This window comes from Mesotoga sp. Brook.08.105.5.1 (assembly GCF_002752635.1).
In the GTDB taxonomy this organism is placed as follows: Bacteria; Thermotogota; Thermotogae; order Petrotogales; family Kosmotogaceae; genus Mesotoga.
This window is the reverse complement of record NZ_AYTW01000043.1, coordinates 1-17,020: the sequence shown is the minus strand read 5'-3', so window position 1 is coordinate 17,020 and position 17,020 is coordinate 1. Positions and strand designations below refer to the sequence as shown.

The following is a 17,020-nucleotide window of genomic DNA, read 5'->3' as shown; positions in this document are numbered from 1 at the left end:
CAAAATCCACATATTGTGAGTCAACTACTACTCTCTTGAACATGACGACCTCTTTAACTGGAAGAAGGTAGTAGTTTTTCAGGAAGCCCTATATAGTCTCTTTGGTTCTTTCAAATCTCTCATATCGCAGATATGTCTCGCTCGCTTTGCGAGCTTCTCGGCAATCTCCTTGTCGTCTCTTCTCACCTACAACCAACAACCCACAACGGACAGCCTCACCTGGAGGTATTCCCATGCCTAGTATTCAGAAAGGAATCAACGTAATAATCGAAGACGGTTCAGAGATTGGCGAGAATTGTGTAATAGGTCACAACGTGGTAATTCACAAAGGAGTAGTCATTGGAGACTACGTAACCATAGGTGACAACACTGTGCTTGGGAAGGAACCATTTGCAGCCAGCACAAGCGCCACCACGAGCATTGAAGTGCTCCAGCCGTTGGCAGTCGGCAATGGAACTACAATCGGCGCCTCTTGTGTTATCTACAAGGGAGCATCACTTGGAGAAAAGTGCTTTGTCGGTGATCTCGCAACTATTCGAGAGAAGACGAAAATCGGAGAAAAGACAATAGTGGGAAAGGGAGCCACTGTTGAAAATGGAACCTCAGTCGGAAAGAGAGTGAAGATTGAGACCGGAGCATACATCACCGCCTTTTCAACTATAGAAGACTACTGCTTTATCGCCCCTGAGGTTACATTCACAAACGACAACTTTCTAGGAAGAACAGAAGAAAGAAAAAAGCACTTCAAAGGCCCGACATTGAAAAGAGGGGCAAGAATTGGAGCGAATGCAACGATTCTCCCCGGAATCACTATTGGTGAGGATGCGCTAGTCGCAGCAGGGAGCGTTGTGACAAGGGACGTGGCTCCAAGAAAGATCTACGCTGGAATCCCTGCAAAGTACATTCGAGAAGTGTCACAAGAGCAATTGATTGAAGAACAGGAATACTATGAAAAATGACGTTGTACGTTGTGCGTTGTAGGTTATTCGAAGAGATTTGATCTCGAACAACCCACAACCAACAACCGACAACGAATACGACGGAGGTTTCCATGCTCAAAGAGAGAATTCAAGACAAGTCGGCAATAATCGGAGTCATTGGGTTGGGCTACGTTGGTCTGCCATTGGCCGTTGAGAAGGCCAAGGCCGGATACAAGGTTATTGGTTTCGACATCCAGGAAAGCAAAGTCCAGATGGTAAATGAAGGCCATAACTACATAGGAGATGTGGTGAACGCGGATCTGGAGAAGATCGTTTCAGACGGTCATCTTCGGGCGACGTCTGATTTCGATGAACTTACAGGCTGCGACGTCATAGCTATCTGTGTTCCCACTCCGCTTGATGTCTTCAAACAGCCGGATCTTACGTACGTGATCAACTCAACAGAAAATGTAGCGAAGAGACTCCACAAAGACATGCTCGTAGTACTTGAATCAACGACATACCCGGGAACGACAGAAGATGTCATGAAACCAATACTGGAAGAAACCGGCCTTGTCTGCGGAAAAGACTTCTACTTGGCCTTCAGCCCCGAAAGAGTCGACCCGGGAAACCTCAGATTCAAGACGAAGAACACCCCGAAAGTCGTAGGCGGAGTAGGCCCAGAATCGACCGAAGTGGCTAAGCTTTTGTATGAATCTGTCTTGGACGCAGAAGTCTTTGTTGTTTCATCTCCGAAAGAAGCGGAAATGACGAAGATACTCGAGAACACATTCAGGATCGTCAACATTGCCCTGATTAATGAAATGGCAGTAGTTGCCGACAAGATGGGAATCAATATCTGGGATGTAATAAATGCCGCTTCCACAAAACCCTTCGGATTCATGCCCTTCTTCCCTGGTCCTGGAGTCGGCGGCCACTGCATCCCCATCGACCCCTTCTATCTCACATATATTGCCCGCAAGTATGACTACCATACTCGCCTCATTGAGCTCTCCGGAGAGATAAACGATTCTATGCCCGAATATGTAGTAACCAGAATCATGAAGGCATTGAACGAACGAGGCAAATGCATGAACGGGGCGAAGGTCGTCATGCTCGGAATCGCATACAAAGAAGACATCGAAGACATGAGAGAGTCTCCAGCACTGAAGGTTCTTGAACACCTCGAGAAAAACCACGCCCACGTCTCTGTTGTAGACCCTTATGTCCCCGAATTCATGTGGGAGGGAAAGACCATGAAGACTGTCAACCTCACCGAAGAATTGATCATAGGATCTGATGTGGTGATAATAACAACTGCTCACAAAAAACTCATAAACTATCCGATGATAGTCAAGAACGCAAAATACATCTTCGATTCCAAAAACGTCCTCAGCAAAATGGGTATTGAATCTGGAAATGTAGAAGTACTTTAGGAACCGTTGGGCGTTGTATGTTGTTGTGAAGCAATACTTTCGAGAAGGCGAGGAGCATCGCCGAGAGTAAGAGAGAAAGGAGAGAAGAAGGTAAGAATGGCTTTTTTCGAAATGGAGATTTACGAAGTGTCTATGAGCTTTGTTGAGAGCGTCTACAAGTTAACAAGGAGCTTTCCAGAAGAGGAGAGATACTGTCTTGTTTCGCAGATGAGAAGAGCTGCCGTGTCAATACCATCGAACATCGCTGAAGGCAATGGTAGAGGCCACTCGAAAGAATATTTGCATTTTCTATACAACGCGAGAGGATCACTAATGGAACTAAGAACTCAATTCGATATTTCAAAGAGACTTGGATATCTCAACGAGGCTGATTACTCAAGTCTGACAGAGAGTTATGAAAGACTGAGAAGGATGCTGATGAATCTAATCTCGTCAATTAGAAGGAAAAGTGTTTCAAAATCAGGCTTAAAGGAAAAATGATGCTTGAAGAGATGATCCTTTCTCACTGGTCTTTTCTCGACACGAAGTGTCGTCTCGCCTTCTCGACGGTGCTCTTTCTCGATAACCAAAAAACGATAGGAGTGAACTGATGAATAGACTACGTGCCGCCCTAATTGGTTGCGGAAGAATTGGAACAAAGAAACACATAGAGGCCTTTGCAGCAAACAGCGACCTGATCGATCTCGTTGCAGTCTGCGATCTGGTGCCGGAGAAAGCCGAAAGAGCTGCAGAAGAATATTTGAAGAGACGAGAGATATCGCTTACTTGCGGAGAGAAAGAGAGAACAAGAGAGAAAAACGAGAGCCAGAATTGCCAAGACAGATTCTCTTCCTCTCCAGCATCCGAGTGTGATCTCCAACGTCCACGCGTAATCTCCGACTACAAAAACTTACTCTCGGCAGATATCGACTTCGTAACCATCGCTACCGAAAGTGGGAATCATTACAAGAACACTATAGATTTTCTTTCGGCGGGAAAGCACGTTCTCGTTGAAAAGCCAATGGCTCTTTCTTCTGAACACATGGACCAGATGATAGCCCTATCGAGAGAAAAGAAGTTGAAACTCGCCGTCTGTGTTCAGAACAGGTTCAACCCTCCAGTTCAGGAGCTGAGAAAAGCGATCGATTCCGGTAAATTTGGAAGAGTCTTCACCGCAACTGCACGAATTCTCTGGAACAGAAACGAAGAGTACTACAAACAGGCAAGCTGGAGAGGAACATGGGCGATGGATGGCGGAACGATAATGAACCAATGCGCGCACAACATAGACCTTCTCCAGTGGATGCTTGGAGGGGAAGTCCAAGAGATATTTGCAATGACAGAGAACTACAATCATCCATATATAGAGACGGAGGATTTCGGGGCCGCAATTGTTAGATTCAAGAACGGATCGATTGGTATAATCGAAGGAACGGCAAACGTATATCCGAAGAATCTGGAAGAGACTCTCTCTGTCTTCGGTGAAAAGGGAACTGTTGTCTTGGGAGGTCTGGCGGTCAACAAGATTCAGACATGGAGATTTGACGGCGAAGACTCCCATCCGTTAATGGAATTGCCTGATCCCGATACAGTATACGGTTCGGGCCACATAACAGCCTTTGAAGACTTCGCTAGGGCAATCATCGAAGATCGCGAACCTTTTGTCAATGGAGAAGAAGGGAAGAAATCCGTGGAGATCATTCTTGGAATATATAAATCTGCTAGAGAAGGAGTTCCTGTAAAACTCTAAGAACAGCCTCTGGTTCTGTGTGATCTCTTTATTAGAATTCGGTCTTTTATTCCAGGATGCAGAAATGTGGTGAACAGTTTGAAATTGCCGAAAGTTTCGATTATTATACCTGCCAGAAACGAAGAAAAGTTCATCGAGAGATGCGTTGAGTCATTTCTAGATTGCGACTACCCCGGAGAACTCATAGAGGTAATCGTGGTTGATGGAATGAGTGAAGATGGAACAAGAGATATCGTCAAAGAAATCTCAATACGAGACAACAGAGTATTGTTAATCGACAACGAAAAGAAGATAACTCCCATTGCGATGAACTTAGGAGTAAAAGCTTCAACAGGGGAATACATATTCTTCAGCGGCGCACACAGCGAAATGCCATCTGACTACATCTCTAAATGCGTCCGGCATGCAATAGAAAGCGATGCAGACAATGTGGGTGGAGTAATGAAAACAGTACCCAGAGTCAAATCGGCCGTTGGGATAGCAATTTCGAAGGTTCTTTCCAGCCCACTTGGGGTGGGAGGAGCCAAATTCAGGACGGGCGTTAGCAAACCCACAGAAGTAGATACTGTTCCTTTCGGGTGCTACAAGCGAGAGGTCTTCGACAGAATCGGTTATTTCAACGAGAAGCTTGTTAGGAATCAAGACATTGAATTCAACTTGAGGTTGAAACGAGCAGGGGGGAAAATAATCCTCTTCCCTGACATTGAGCTTACCTACTATTCTAGATCGACTTTCAAAGAGCTCTGGAATAACAACTTTGGCAATGGCTTCTGGGTCTTTGCTGCAAAGAAGTATGCAGAAGTACCTTATTCCAGAAGGCATCTGGTCCCACTTTTTTTCGTTCTTTTCCTAATCTTGGCTGTTCTAAATTGTTTTTTGCTGAGTAGCTGGAACTTGTTCTTCTTGTCTGTTGTGTCGTTATATTTCTTGCTCACATCTCTTGCATCTGCGAAGCACGCTATTGAGGAGAGGAATTTTCCAGTCTTCTTTGCTTCAATTATTGCGTATTTCGTTCTTCATGTTTCGTATGGTCTAGGGTCTATTTGGGGCTTAGTAAATTCAGCAATGATTATGATCACGGAGAAGCAGTTATGAAGTATGTCCAAAGGAGTTACTTTCTATTAGGGAATCTGCTCTTATGAATGAAGAAAGAATACCTGGACTTGTAAGCATTATCATACCCACCTATAATAACCAAGAGACAGTTGGCGAAACACTTAAATCATGTATTGAACAGTCCTATGATGATATAGAGATAATAGTCGTGAACGATGGTTCTTCCGACCAGACTGAAAACGTTATTCAGTCTTTTAGAGATGCAAGAATCAGATATTGTTCGACAAAGAACTACGGTGTTTCTCATGCGCGGAATCTGGGTCTCGAAATCTCAAGGGGTGAATTTATACAGTTTCTGGACGCAGATGATCTCATAAGTCGTTCGAAACTTGATGCTCAGACTCGCTTCCTGAGAAATAACGAATACGTTGATTTGGTTTACTGCTTTACTGAGTACTTCAGGGAAGACAAGAGGCAAGTCATCTACGTAAATAACTACGTCTTTGAGGGAGATGTTGCGCACAGGATGATGCGAGGGAATTTTCTTCCCATTCACGCACCATTGATCAGATGGTGCGATTTGACATTTGACGAACAGCTGGGCAATTTGGAAGATTGGGATTACTGGATACGATTTGCATTGAGTGGAAAAAAGTTTGCATGTATCCCTGAGGTACTGTGTTCTGTTAGGATTCGTGACAAGAGCAGATCTTCGGATTACCAAACAGTACTCAAGTACTATCTTCCTGTTGTGGACAAATACTCTCACATTTGTGACTATGAAAAGGATATCAGCTATGTCAAATTCGTAAGACTTGCTGAGCTCGGTAGTAAGAGAAGTCTTCATTATCTTAAGAAGCTCCACAAGAATTATCCAAAAGGCACCGTAAGGGATTTCTTCCTGATGATCTATCTGTGGACAAAGTGCTATCTGAAACGTTTAATGTGGTTTCTTGGGATAAAGAAGAGTTGGTAGTTATAAGCAAGGAGGAGTTAGGTTGGCTCAACTTTTCAGTGTTGTTGTGGTGACTCATAATCATGAACATTTCGTTGAGGAGTGCTTAGAGAGCATAAGCAATCAGTCTTTGAAGGAAATCGAACTTGTAGTCGTTGACGATGCTTCAACTGACAATACAAACGATGTTGTTGACTCGTGGTTTTCAAGAAACGATAAGCGATTTGTTAGAAAGGTTGCAATTAGAAACGAGAGAAGACTTGGTGTATCAAAGACTCACACAATTGGTGTATCGGAGACTACTGGGGATTTAGTCAAATACATTGCTGGAGACGACTTACTATGCGTAAATGCATTGGAGGAAATCGCTAGATTTGTTTCACATCTATCTGAGTTCTACTTTGGTTATGGGATAGCAGTACCTTTTTATGACAGTCTTGCAACTGGTACAAGGGTCTTCACCGAAGAGATTCCTAGGAGTAGGTTCCTTAAGGATTACGGAAGCGACTGTAAAAGGCAATTTAGAAAGTTAGCTTGCTTCGATTTCATTCCTGCACCAAGTACCTTTTTCTCGAGAAGAGCAATTGAAAAAATTGGCTTCTTTGACGAAGAGTTCACTAGGACCGAGGACTGGCATACTTGGCTCAAGTTTCTTCTTAACGACATGAATTACTCGGTACTTAGAAAGCCAATCGCTTTATGGCGGCGCCACAGACAATCAATTAGCACAAGGTCTTCGATATCTCCAGATAGAAGCTTCTTGGAAGACCAAATTGCGGTTATTGATAAATATATCACTCCGAATATTAGCCGCCTGAATTGTTTAGAGCGATATCATGTTTTCTGCGACAGAAAATATAGGAAAACAATGGCTGAAGGAACTGAAAGAACCACCTCAAGATTTCTGTCAAAAGTCTATCTAGCAATTGACCCCTTAATGTGGCGCAGAATAGTAGAAATAACTACTAGCGGTTCCAGCAAGGAAATCAGACTGAACTCAGGATGATCTAATCAATGGCCAGTGTCTCCTTCATGATTCTCATCTCGCGACCAACGATATTTGCCCATGAGAATTGACTAGCATATTGAGCAAGGATTTCGGGTTCTCTTGGATTCTCGAGTAGTTCGATAGCAGCTTGAGCAAATCTGTCAAGAAACGAGTTTCCCGGTTCAACAAGAATTCCGTTATAGCTATTGCCAATAGCCTCAGGAGTACCTCCGACTTTTGTTGCAACTACTGGTGTTCCGCATGCTATAGATTCAAGTATTACTGATCCCCAACCTTCATTCCTACTTGGCACTAGCAAGACGTCAAGGTCGTTCATGACTTCAGCCAGCCTCTTTTGATCAACAAAACCAATAGAAACATGGCTGATTCCACTAGATTGGAGTTGCCTCTCAACTGACTTTCTGAGGCTTCCTTCCCCCACCAATACAAACTTAATTGGGATGTCATTTCTAGCCTTTCTTATCCTGTCGAAGACTCCAGGTAGATTATCAACACCCTTAATCGGCTCAAATCTTCCAATATAGCCGATAGTAACTCCTGGTTCTTTTTGACGCTGTTCGGGTAATACTCGGAATATTTCAGTGTTGATACCATTAGGAGATACAAACGAATTACGGGCTGTCCCATACTTCGATTCCGACAACTTCTTAAGTCCCTCACTGACAAAAAAGCAAATGTCCGAAGCTTGTATGAGGGATTTAGTCTTTTCATGTGATCGATGATTCTTGAATCGCAAATCATGAATATCGCTTCCATGAAAGAATTGAACATGTGGGACACCCATTTTGGTAGCGGCACTACAGGCGCCCCAGCCAGTGGGACCCCAGTGGGTTATAATAACGTCGGGCCGCAGTCTCATAGAAATCGTTCTTACAATTCTTTCAATTGGTTTGTCTCTGGGAACTAGAAAATACCTAGGATAATCAATTTCCAAATCGTCTTCTATCAAGAGCTTTTTCGGTGGATATCTCGAAAACCTCTGTGAGAAACGACCTAAGATATCTGAGGAGACAATATTCACGGGGGAAACAGCCCTTACTTCGCAGAAGTTCCTGTAGTGTCTTAGCCTATCTACAACTGCAGCACCAGCAATTCTATTATCTAGAAGAGGAGCAAGTCCCGTAAGCAAAAGAATTCTCATTTTTTCTCTCCCTTAATAACTAAGCGGTGATTTCGATGACCTTTATTTTTTGGCTCCCAAAAAAACTGTTAAGTTATGACTTCACGTTAGCGCGAGAGTGTCAAACTATTACGTAAGTAAAAGGATCATTGTAGTAATAACTTGGAACAGATTCGAGAACCTGGCTCTATCTATTAGCTCTAATATTATGTTTGAAGAAAATGGATTTGTTTTACCCACATAATAATCGGTGACCAAATCCTAAAGTACATGAATCTTGATATCCTTACAATTGTAATAAGAACCTTGCCATACCTTCTGTAATTTGTGAGGAAATATTCCTCAGAAGCGATTTGGATTTCTGAGGTTCTTGACGCTTTATCAAGTTTCTTTGTAGAAGCTCCAAATTCGTGGTTCACTGATACTTCATCACAGTATTTCATTGAAAAATCTTTGCCTTTAAGTCTTTCCGCAAGGATTGGTTCTTCCATGTAAAGAAAGGTGTTCTCATCAAAGAAACCAACTTCTGATACCTTTTCAATACTCATGAGCATGAAAGAGCCCGAGACCCAGTATAGGCTGGGAAGGCGCAGATAAGAATCCACTCTAGTGATCCTCTCTACAATCCTAACCAAAGGATACAACATTGGACGCACTATGAACTCATACGCATCTGGAATTCGTCTTGGGTGATTAATTATTCCTGTAGGTGTCACTACCTTTGGACCCACTACCGCTACATTTGATGAAGTTTCCATACATCGAATAAGCGAACTGAGAACCTCTCTTTCCAAAGAGATATCGCTATTGGAGATTAGTGCATATTTGTAATTGTTCTTCATAGCAATTCTCAACCCAATATTGTTTCCTTTGGCGTATCCCAAGTTCTCAGGCAAGAGTAGAAGTCTAAGGCCCGCATTAGACGAATTTTCACAGTCTTCCGAATTGCTGAAAGTATGAGCACCGTACTCCGTTTTGAGCGATTCTAGGATCTCTCGTTCTCTGGAACAAGAACAATTGTCGATTACTAAGACATCACAATCGTACTTCAAAGCGACAAGCTGTCTTACTAGATTGACAGTCCTTAGTGAGTCATTCCAGTTTAGTATAAGAGCAAGAGTCTCTTTCATCTTTTCTCCTTAAGCAGCAAGAATTAGGCTTTCTCTAATGTATTAGAACATAGGGCAAAGCAGAACCTCACAATTAGCTATCTCAAAGTGTGTCATTGAATAAATAAGTCACGTATATTACATTGTAGCAAAAGTAATACATATCGTATACTTATTTAGGTGGCTACTGAATGTGAGATACAAGATACATGTCATAGATGAAAAATGGAGTGGAGTTGAAGACAGATTCATTGCTTCATAAACGCCGAATTGTGATTGAAAGGTGGTTGATGTTTTGAAAGGAATAATCCTGGCAGGTGGAGCCGGCACAAGGCTATATCCAATAACGAAAGCGATCTCAAAACAGATTCTTCCCATATACGATAAACCCATGATCTACTACCCGCTTTCAGTACTTATGCTTGCAGGAATCAGAGAGATTCTGATTATCTCAACACCAAGAGATCTGCCAGTTTTTGAAGAGCTCTTTGGTGATGGCTCTCCTCTAGGAATGACGTTCAACTATAAGATTCAGAGTGAACCTCGAGGTCTTGCAGATGCTTTCATAGTTGGAGAGAAATCAATTGGTTCAGAAAAGGTTGCTATGATCCTTGGAGATAACATATTCTATGGACAGGGTTTGTCTGGCTCACTTAAGAGTGCAGCCGAGCTTCAGTCCGGGGCAGTTATCTTTGGTTACTATGTGAAGGACCCACGTGCTTATGGAGTTGTCGAGTTCGATAATGCAGGTAACGTCGTTTCGATAGAAGAAAAGCCTGAAAAGCCTAAATCTCATTATGCGGTCCCGGGTCTTTATTTCTACGACAATCGAGTCGTAGAACTTGCAAATAACCTCAAACCTTCCGCAAGAGGCGAAATTGAAATAACCGACCTGAATAGAGAGTACTTGAAAATGGGGGAGCTTAGAGTCGAATTGTTCGGCAGAGGAATGGCCTGGCTCGATACCGGAACTCATGACAGCTTGCTTGAAGCAAGCAACTTCGTTGAGACAATACAGAAGAGACAGGGTTTCTACATTTCTTGTATAGAAGAAATCGCTTATAGAAAGGGTTTCATAGATAGAGAACAGCTTCTAAGACTTTCAGAACCTCTTATTAAGACTGATTATGGGAAGTATCTAAGGGATATCGCGGAGAATGGTAGTTTATAGCAGATTGGCAGATTAGCGGGTTAGCAGATTAGTTAAATAATGGAATTACTTATGAAAGGGTGAGAAAGAAATGGCACAATTGAGGTTCAAAGATCTTGATGTTTGGAAAGTCTCTATGGATCTGGTTGTGAAAGTCTACGAGATCACTCGAGAATTCCCCAAAAGTGAGCAGTTTGGACTGGCATCACAACTGCAGAGATCTGCAGTCTCCATACCTTCGAATATCGCCGAAGGATCCGGGAGAGGAACAAGAATAGACTTTGCACATTTCCTTGATCAAGCTCGAGGCTCTCTGCTTGAGGTTATTACTCAGCTTGAGATTTCGAGATCATTGAACTACGGAGATTCAGACAAGATAAAAGCAATACAACTTGAATATGAGATACTTGGAATGAGAATAAACGCTCTGATAAAGACCATCAAAGATTCCAAAAGAATTGAAAGAAGCGATTTAGAGGATTAGCTGTCCCTTGGATCAGCAAAAGGCTTAGCTGTATTCCTGATGGAAAACAAGTTCCTTTCTGGAGAGCGAATTAGATTGTGGATCAACTAGTAGGCAATGAGAATTAATTCGACCAAACTGCCAATCTGCTAATCAGCATCTATGGAGGTAATTATGTCCAAGTTCACTAGAGTCGATACCGTAATTCCTGATCTATTCATTATTGAACCAACCGTCTTTGGTGATAACCGAGGCTTTTTCATGGAGACATACAACAAGAAGGAGTTTGTGAGAATAGGTATAGATGTAGACTTTATTCAAGATAATCACTCGAAGTCAAAGAAGGGAACTCTTAGGGGACTTCATTTTCAGAATCGATTTCCTCAAGCTAAGCTAGTAAGAGTTATCAGAGGCGAAGTGTATGATGTTGCAGTCGATATAAGAGAGAACTCACCTTCCTTTGGGAAATGGTTCGGCGTTATTCTGAGCGAAGAGAACAAGAAGCAATCATTTATACCCAAAGGCTTTGCTCATGGTTTTCTAGCGCTTACCGATATTGTTGAGTTCACATACAAGTGTTCAGATTATTACCATCCAGAACACGAAGGTGGAATCATCTGGAATGATCCAGAGATTTCTATAGAATGGCCTCTTGAAGAATACGAAATAAATGAGCCTTTGTTGTCTGAAAAGGATAAGAAGTGGCCTACGCTTAAGGAGCTGAAGTTTAGCAGATTTGAAGATTAGCAGCTTAGCAAGCACTTGATTGCGCGCTTTTGCAACCACCTGCATTTCGTAGGAATTACTATTGGTTACTCCGAATAACGAGCAATACAGTGAGTCTGATTCTATCAATTTGCCAAACTGCGAATCTGCTAATTCAGCTAATTTGCCAATCAACTAAGTTGGAGGTACTAATGAGAATCCTAATAACTGGTGCCAACGGCCAACTTGGCCAGGACCTTCAGAAAGAATTGAAAAGAAGGGAGATAGATTTCACTCCAACCGATTTCCTGCCTAATGAAAAGAGGCACTATGATTGGCAAATGGCTTTTCTTGGTGGGAATACAATGCATCTAGATATTACTAACTTAGTTGAAGTAAAAGATTTCACCAAACGTGCCAGACCTGACGCAATAATCAACTGCGCCGCATACAACGCCGTAGATAAGGCCGAAGATGACTGGAAGAATGCGTTTTCGGTTAACGCTATCGGTCCGAAGAACCTCGCGATAGCAGCAAGCGAACATGGCATTCCTCTAATGCACTTCAGCACAGACTATGTATTTGACGGAAAGAAGGGAAGTCCTTACTTCGTGTGGGATAAACCAAAGCCGTTGTCAAAATACGGGCAAAGCAAGCTATATGGCGAACAGCTTGTCTCGCTTTTCACGAATCGATGTTTTATTGTCCGGCTGAGCTGGGTCTTCGGCGTAGGAAACACTAACTTTGTAAAAAAGATTCTCGAATGGTCGAAGGAGAAAGATGAGCTGAAGGTCGTCGACGATCAGATATCCTCTCCTGCTTACACAGTGGATCTCTCCAAGGCGATTCTGGATCTTCTCGAAACGGGAGCTTATGGAATATATCACATGACCAACACCGGACACTGCAGCAGATACGACTGGGCGAAATACATACTGGAGCTTTCTGGCTGGAAAGGCAGATTGATTCCAGCGAAGAGTTCGGAATTCAAAACAGCAGCCCAAAGACCGGAATTCTCTGCTATGGATACTTTCCCGTTGGGGGAAACGATTGGATACGAACTGCCAGACTGGCAAGATGCAACTGAGAGATTTCTCAAAGAGCTGGAGGTATTTGGATGACTCTTCTTGTTACAGGTGTGGCGGGTTTCATAGGAAGCAATTTCGTTTATTATTACCTTCGCAGGCATCCTGAGAGAAAGATCATCGGTCTGGATAATCTCACTTATGCGGGAAACCTGGACAATCTCTCTAAACTTACAAACAAAGAGAAGAAGAGATTCACCTTCATCAAAGGCGATATCTGCGATAACGAACTCGTTGAAAGTATCTTCAACGAACACGATATTGATGGAGTAATAAACTTCGCAGCCGAATCTCACGTAGATAGATCGATCCACGATCCGCAGATCTTCTTGAAAACAAACATACTCGGAACACAGGTTCTTCTCGATGCAGCAAAGAACCACTGGCAGCTGTCTGACGGAAGCTGGAGGAGCCTAAGCTCAAAAGAGGGCGAAGAAAGAAGACGAGATCGTTTTGCACGAACAACGAACAACGAACAACGAGCAACGCCCAGGTTCTTACAGATTTCCACCGACGAAGTATATGGAGCTCTCGGTCCCACGGGATACTTCACGGAGAAGACTCCTCTAGATCCGCACAGTCCTTATTCTGCATCTAAGGCCTCTGCGGATCTAATAGTCAAAGCCTATCACGATACTTACGGAATGCCCATAAACATAACACGATGCTCGAACAACTACGGGCCTTATCAGTTTCCAGAGAAGCTTATACCTCTGATAATAAACAACGCGCTGAATCATAAACCTCTTCCAGTATATGGAGACGGCAGACAGATAAGAGACTGGCTTTATGTCGGAGATCATTGCAGAGCTATAGATATGGTCTTTGAAAACGGTAAGTCTGGAGACGTCTATAATATAGGCGGACATAACGAGAGAGAGAACATCTATATAGTCAAGAGGATAATCGAGATACTCAGAGAAAAGGCGGGAGACCGGGAGATAAACGAGTCGCTCATAAAGCATGTGACCGACAGACTTGGACATGATAGAAGATACGCGATAGATCCTAGTAAGATAACCTATGAGCTGGGATGGAAACCTTCAATCATGTTCGATGAAGGAATAGAGATGACAGTAGACTGGTATTTGAACAACAGAGAGTGGGTTGAAAGCGTTATCTCTGGAGAGTATTTGGAGTTCTATGAGAAGAACTATGACGCGAAGTGATGAAGCGTGATAAGTGTTATTTGTGTATTCAACAATAGGGAAATATTGGAATCCTGTCTCCTGAAAAGCCTCTCCAAAGAGGAAAATACATTTGACTTGGTTTTAGTAGATAATACCGAGAAAGCATTTTCGTCGGCCGCTTCAGCTCTTAACCATGGAGCACAAAAGGCAAAAGGCAACTTCCTTGCCTTCGTCCATCAGGACGTTGTCTTTGGAGAAAAGTTCAGCTTAACTGAGCTTGAATACCAGATGGATGCTCTCCCCGTTGGTTCAATAGCTGGTGCTGCAGGTAGGCTAAACGAGGACGGTGTCATAACATCGATGACACACGGAGAACCGCCTTCTCCAGCTGGTACAATTCGCCCGAAGAGTCCTACTGAATGTCAAACTGTTGATGAAGTTATGATAGGAGTCAGGAGAGAGATGTTCGAAGAAATAATGTTCGATCCATTAGTCTGTAATGGCTGGCACCTTTATGGTGTTGATTTCTGCCTTTCTGCAGGAGAGAGAGACTACAAGAGCTTCGTCCTCCCTATGGATTTGCATCACAGATCTCCTGGATACTCTATGGATGATAGCTTCTACGAAATCCTAAAGAAAGTGGTATCAAAGCACAAGAACAACTACAAGACGATTTACAGTACAAACGGGATTTGGCCGACTTCTGTTTTCAAACTCAAATGGATGCATAACACAGAGATGTTTAGAAATAATGTGAGGGAAATTGCAATGGAAACCCAATTCGGTAGGAAAATTCTTGCTATAAGACGGAGGAGATTTCAAAAGATGCGAAGCGAGTTTGGTGATGAAAACTGAACCATGTAGCTTTTGGAATAATGTAAATGGATTCAGAAGACAGTACACCTTATGAATACTGTAAGTCTCAAAAGATTTCGGAATAGCTCATGTTCATAGCACAAAGCTAGTACAAAATCATAGATTCAAAAAGATACCGATGAATGATGGAGGCGCAATAGATTCTTCTTGCTTGGATCTAGACTTTTCAATAGATGTTGGTTTGAATTAGAGAAGATTCCGGATTCAAGCTATTTTCGCAGATTCAGGATGGAGAAGTTAAATGTGTGGTATTGACGATTCCTTACCCGACAACTATTACTGTGCTGTTCGAAAAGACCTTATCGATCTCGTTCCACCTGGATTCAGAAGTGTTCTAGAAATTGGATGCGGTGAAGGGAATAACGCTGCCTATCTGAGAGAAAAGGGGGCAACCTATATTGCTGGAATAGAGTTATCCTGCAGGCATGGAGAAATCGCAGCAACTAGAATGGATGAAATCTTTATTGGATCAGTTGAAGAGGATTTGCCCAATTGGCTTCTAAATAGAGAATTCGATTTGGTGATCTGCGGAGATGTCATAGAGCATCTCATTGATCCATGGAGGACTTTAGAAAGACTTCGAAACGTCATTCCTTCCTCGGGATATCTTGTGGCATCCATTCCAAATATCAGGCATTATTCTGTTGTAAAGGAACTAGTCTTAAGAGGAAGATTTCAATATGTGTCATCAGGGTTGCTAGATCGAACTCATTTAAGGTTCTTCACAAAGAGAGAAATCATTGAGCTACTAGATAATTCTCAGTATAAAATAATCAACTGGTCACACTCACCGATCTCCAGGAGAGATTCATTAATCAGTCGGATCACATTCGGCCGATTTGATGGATTTCTTACTTACCAGTACTATGTTCTTGCTCAGAAAAAGTAATCATCAGAATATTGCTCAATTTACGCTACAACTTCTACTGCATCAAGCAAGCAAGAAGCAATGAAGTTTCACAATAACAGTAAGCATTGTATGCCCAAAGATTGAACAGCCGTAATTAAGGAAAAGGCAGGAAGTCTACCTAACAAGTTACAATTCTTCACAAGCAAAGTGCATGCACTAAAACGGAATGAATCGTCAGATTGCCTTGCTGCATATAGCCCTTTCGTCGATATCATCGCGATATGTTCAGTGAGAATAGATTCAGACGAAAATCGAAAAAGCTCGGAAAGCATCGAGTCATATTCTTCATGGATCTAATGCTTCTTCAGCAAAGGATCTTGACGCTCTTTTCTCTATGCTATCCGCTAATATCTTCAGTCAGTCTATTTGCTGTAAATATCCTCCGGGAAATCTCCGCCCAATGTGTACCCAACAGCTGTGACATCAGTTACCACGGTCAAATACGTTCCAGTGGGCGCATTGACAATTGTAAATTTGGCAACACCCGCCGTGTCTGTAGTGATTGTCCCAGTGTAGTATGGTGAGCTGCCTTCGTTAAGATAGACTTCTATAGAAACACTTGCGCTAGCTACAGCTGGATTGAGCTGCACAGAAACGTACATATGCTTGGCATTTCTGCTCAATGAATAACTTATACTTGACACCGTTATAGTATCGGGTTCGGGATCTGGGTCCGGATCGGTAGGAACACTTTAGAGGCCGCTTGAACCGCGAGATCAGCCATTACCAGCCCGTATCCCTGATGCTCCTGTTTTAGCCCCAGATTCTCTGCCGTTTGCTGGAGAATCGATCTAGCATCAGCGTTGGAAAGATCGGAGTTTGCCGCAAGAACAAGCGCCGCCACTCCAGCGACATGAGGCGAGGCCGACTTCGTCGGGCAGAAGAACCGCTGGACGCCAGAAGTTCGCTGTACGCTTTAAAACATGGTTCACCGTTGACGACCGTTCAAGATCATGAACCCGTTCACCGCTAAGACCATCCGATCGAGAAAGAGCAATGTCGAGCCGTTCGCTGCGCTCACGAGAAGGCGAGAACTCTCTCCTGTTTCTCGTCCTCTCTCCTCATCTCATACTCTCGATGCTCTTCTTTGAAACAGGTAGGGTCAAGAGATGGCGCGGTGTAAGTACAGACCTTGTGAGGCCAGGCTGTTTACTCCCCTTTCGGGAGAGTGTCCCCCTCAAGCGGGTCATCTCATCCGTTTCCATCTCCTGCCACCTCAAACCGTACGTGCGGATTTCCCGCATACGGCTTTCCTGTGTGCTTCACCTCAAGGCTTATGTGACCTATCGTGCTGGGAGTGCTTTCTGTCGGAGATACCTTATTCTGTAATCATTGTAGATTCCAGTGATCTTGAGTAACTCATCCTT

General features: G+C 43.1%; 18 protein-coding genes. 14 read left to right on the top strand and 4 right to left on the bottom strand.

The window, feature by feature from the left end:
• Positions 1-233 precede the first annotated feature (233 nt).
• The 7 genes from V512_RS12530 to V512_RS12500 all read left to right on the top strand — a co-directional run bounded on the left by V512_RS12530 (position 234) and on the right by V512_RS12500 (position 7,102).
• Complete coding sequence (locus tag V512_RS12530) at positions 234-959, top strand: acyltransferase (RefSeq protein ID WP_099830797.1); 726 nt, start codon at positions 234-236, stop codon at positions 957-959.
• Positions 960-1,051: 92 nt separating this feature from the next.
• A complete protein-coding gene (locus V512_RS12525) occupies positions 1,052-2,356 on the top strand; it encodes a nucleotide sugar dehydrogenase (protein WP_099830796.1) in 1,305 nt (434 codons plus the stop codon).
• A 96-nt stretch (positions 2,357-2,452) separates the two neighbouring features.
• Positions 2,453-2,836, top strand: a complete 384-nt coding sequence (locus V512_RS12520; protein ID WP_099830795.1) for a four helix bundle protein — start codon at positions 2,453-2,455, stop codon at positions 2,834-2,836.
• Positions 2,837-2,945: 109 nt separating this feature from the next.
• On the top strand, positions 2,946-4,085 hold the full coding sequence (locus V512_RS12515) for a Gfo/Idh/MocA family oxidoreductase (RefSeq protein ID WP_099830794.1): 1,140 nt from the start codon (positions 2,946-2,948) through the stop codon (positions 4,083-4,085).
• A 69-nt stretch (positions 4,086-4,154) separates the two neighbouring features.
• Positions 4,155-5,180, top strand: a complete 1,026-nt coding sequence (locus V512_RS12510) for a glycosyltransferase family 2 protein (protein ID WP_243392434.1) — start codon at positions 4,155-4,157, stop codon at positions 5,178-5,180.
• A 43-nt stretch (positions 5,181-5,223) separates the two neighbouring features.
• Positions 5,224-6,117, top strand: a complete 894-nt coding sequence (locus V512_RS12505) for a glycosyltransferase (protein WP_099830792.1) — start codon at positions 5,224-5,226, stop codon at positions 6,115-6,117.
• A 22-nt stretch (positions 6,118-6,139) separates the two neighbouring features.
• Positions 6,140-7,102: a glycosyltransferase gene (locus V512_RS12500; RefSeq protein WP_099830791.1), complete on the top strand. Its 963-nt coding sequence runs from the start codon at positions 6,140-6,142 to the stop codon at positions 7,100-7,102.
• 1 nt (position 7,103) lies between these two features.
• Here the strand turns inward: V512_RS12500 and V512_RS12495 are convergent, their stop codons facing one another.
• Positions 7,104-8,246: a glycosyltransferase gene (locus V512_RS12495; protein WP_099830790.1), complete on the bottom strand. Its 1,143-nt coding sequence runs from the start codon at positions 8,244-8,246 to the stop codon at positions 7,104-7,106.
• A 185-nt stretch (positions 8,247-8,431) separates the two neighbouring features.
• The gene (locus tag V512_RS12490) at positions 8,432-9,355 is read right to left on the bottom strand and encodes a glycosyltransferase family 2 protein (protein WP_099830789.1); all 924 of its coding nucleotides are present in this window, start codon (positions 9,353-9,355) and stop codon (positions 8,432-8,434) included.
• A gap of 274 nt (positions 9,356-9,629) precedes the next feature.
• On the opposite strand from V512_RS12490, the gene rfbA reads away from it, so the two are divergent.
• The 7 genes from rfbA to V512_RS12455 all read left to right on the top strand — a co-directional run bounded on the left by rfbA (position 9,630) and on the right by V512_RS12455 (position 15,632).
• Positions 9,630-10,505, top strand: coding sequence for a glucose-1-phosphate thymidylyltransferase RfbA (gene rfbA / locus V512_RS12485; protein WP_099830788.1), 876 nt, complete (start codon positions 9,630-9,632; stop codon positions 10,503-10,505).
• Positions 10,506-10,575: 70 nt separating this feature from the next.
• Positions 10,576-10,968, top strand: a complete 393-nt coding sequence (locus V512_RS12480) for a four helix bundle protein (RefSeq protein WP_099830787.1) — start codon at positions 10,576-10,578, stop codon at positions 10,966-10,968.
• Positions 10,969-11,121: 153 nt separating this feature from the next.
• A complete protein-coding gene (gene rfbC, locus V512_RS12475) occupies positions 11,122-11,694 on the top strand; it encodes a dTDP-4-dehydrorhamnose 3,5-epimerase (RefSeq protein ID WP_099830786.1) in 573 nt (190 codons plus the stop codon).
• Between the two features lie 170 nt (positions 11,695-11,864).
• A complete protein-coding gene (rfbD, locus tag V512_RS12470) occupies positions 11,865-12,773 on the top strand; it encodes a dTDP-4-dehydrorhamnose reductase (RefSeq protein ID WP_099830785.1) in 909 nt (302 codons plus the stop codon).
• Positions 12,770-13,906, top strand: a complete 1,137-nt coding sequence (rfbB, locus tag V512_RS12465; protein ID WP_099830784.1) for a dTDP-glucose 4,6-dehydratase — start codon at positions 12,770-12,772, stop codon at positions 13,904-13,906. Before rfbD ends, rfbB begins: the two co-directional genes overlap by 4 nt.
• Before the next feature lie 6 nt (positions 13,907-13,912).
• Positions 13,913-14,722, top strand: coding sequence for a glycosyltransferase family 2 protein (locus V512_RS12460; protein ID WP_099830783.1), 810 nt, complete (start codon positions 13,913-13,915; stop codon positions 14,720-14,722).
• 262 nt (positions 14,723-14,984) lie between these two features.
• Positions 14,985-15,632 (top strand): class I SAM-dependent methyltransferase, encoded by a 648-nt coding sequence (locus tag V512_RS12455; protein WP_099830782.1) that lies wholly within the window; start codon positions 14,985-14,987, stop codon positions 15,630-15,632.
• Positions 15,633-16,015: 383 nt separating this feature from the next.
• On the opposite strand, the gene V512_RS15190 is transcribed toward V512_RS12455, so the two are convergent.
• Together V512_RS15190 and V512_RS15185 are read right to left on the bottom strand one after the other, a co-directional pair.
• Positions 16,016-16,276: a hypothetical protein gene (locus tag V512_RS15190; RefSeq protein WP_243392433.1), complete on the bottom strand. Its 261-nt coding sequence runs from the start codon at positions 16,274-16,276 to the stop codon at positions 16,016-16,018.
• A gap of 23 nt (positions 16,277-16,299) precedes the next feature.
• Positions 16,300-16,497 (bottom strand): hypothetical protein, encoded by a 198-nt coding sequence (locus V512_RS15185; protein ID WP_243392432.1) that lies wholly within the window; start codon positions 16,495-16,497, stop codon positions 16,300-16,302.
• Positions 16,498-17,020: the final 523 nt, after the last annotated feature.

Excerpts from the sequence above, each read along its gene's own strand:
- V512_RS12530 (WP_099830797.1), top strand. The coding sequence starts at position 234 with ATGCCTAGTATTCAGAAAGGAATCAACGTAATAATCGAAGACGGTTCA.
- V512_RS12525 (WP_099830796.1), top strand. The coding sequence starts at position 1,052 with ATGCTCAAAGAGAGAATTCAAGACAAGTCGGCAATAATCGGAGTCATT.
- V512_RS12520 (WP_099830795.1), top strand. The coding sequence starts at position 2,453 with ATGGCTTTTTTCGAAATGGAGATTTACGAAGTGTCTATGAGCTTTGTT.
- V512_RS12515 (WP_099830794.1), top strand. The coding sequence starts at position 2,946 with ATGAATAGACTACGTGCCGCCCTAATTGGTTGCGGAAGAATTGGAACA.
- V512_RS12505 (WP_099830792.1), top strand. The coding sequence starts at position 5,224 with ATGAATGAAGAAAGAATACCTGGACTTGTAAGCATTATCATACCCACC.
- V512_RS12495 (WP_099830790.1), bottom strand. The coding sequence starts at position 8,246 with ATGAGAATTCTTTTGCTTACGGGACTTGCTCCTCTTCTAGATAATAGA.
- V512_RS12490 (WP_099830789.1), bottom strand. The coding sequence starts at position 9,355 with ATGAAAGAGACTCTTGCTCTTATACTAAACTGGAATGACTCACTAAGG.
- V512_RS12480 (WP_099830787.1), top strand. The coding sequence starts at position 10,576 with ATGGCACAATTGAGGTTCAAAGATCTTGATGTTTGGAAAGTCTCTATG.
- rfbC (WP_099830786.1), top strand. The coding sequence starts at position 11,122 with ATGTCCAAGTTCACTAGAGTCGATACCGTAATTCCTGATCTATTCATT.
- rfbD (WP_099830785.1), top strand. The coding sequence starts at position 11,865 with ATGAGAATCCTAATAACTGGTGCCAACGGCCAACTTGGCCAGGACCTT.
- rfbB (WP_099830784.1), top strand. The coding sequence starts at position 12,770 with ATGACTCTTCTTGTTACAGGTGTGGCGGGTTTCATAGGAAGCAATTTC.
- V512_RS12455 (WP_099830782.1), top strand. The coding sequence starts at position 14,985 with ATGTGTGGTATTGACGATTCCTTACCCGACAACTATTACTGTGCTGTT.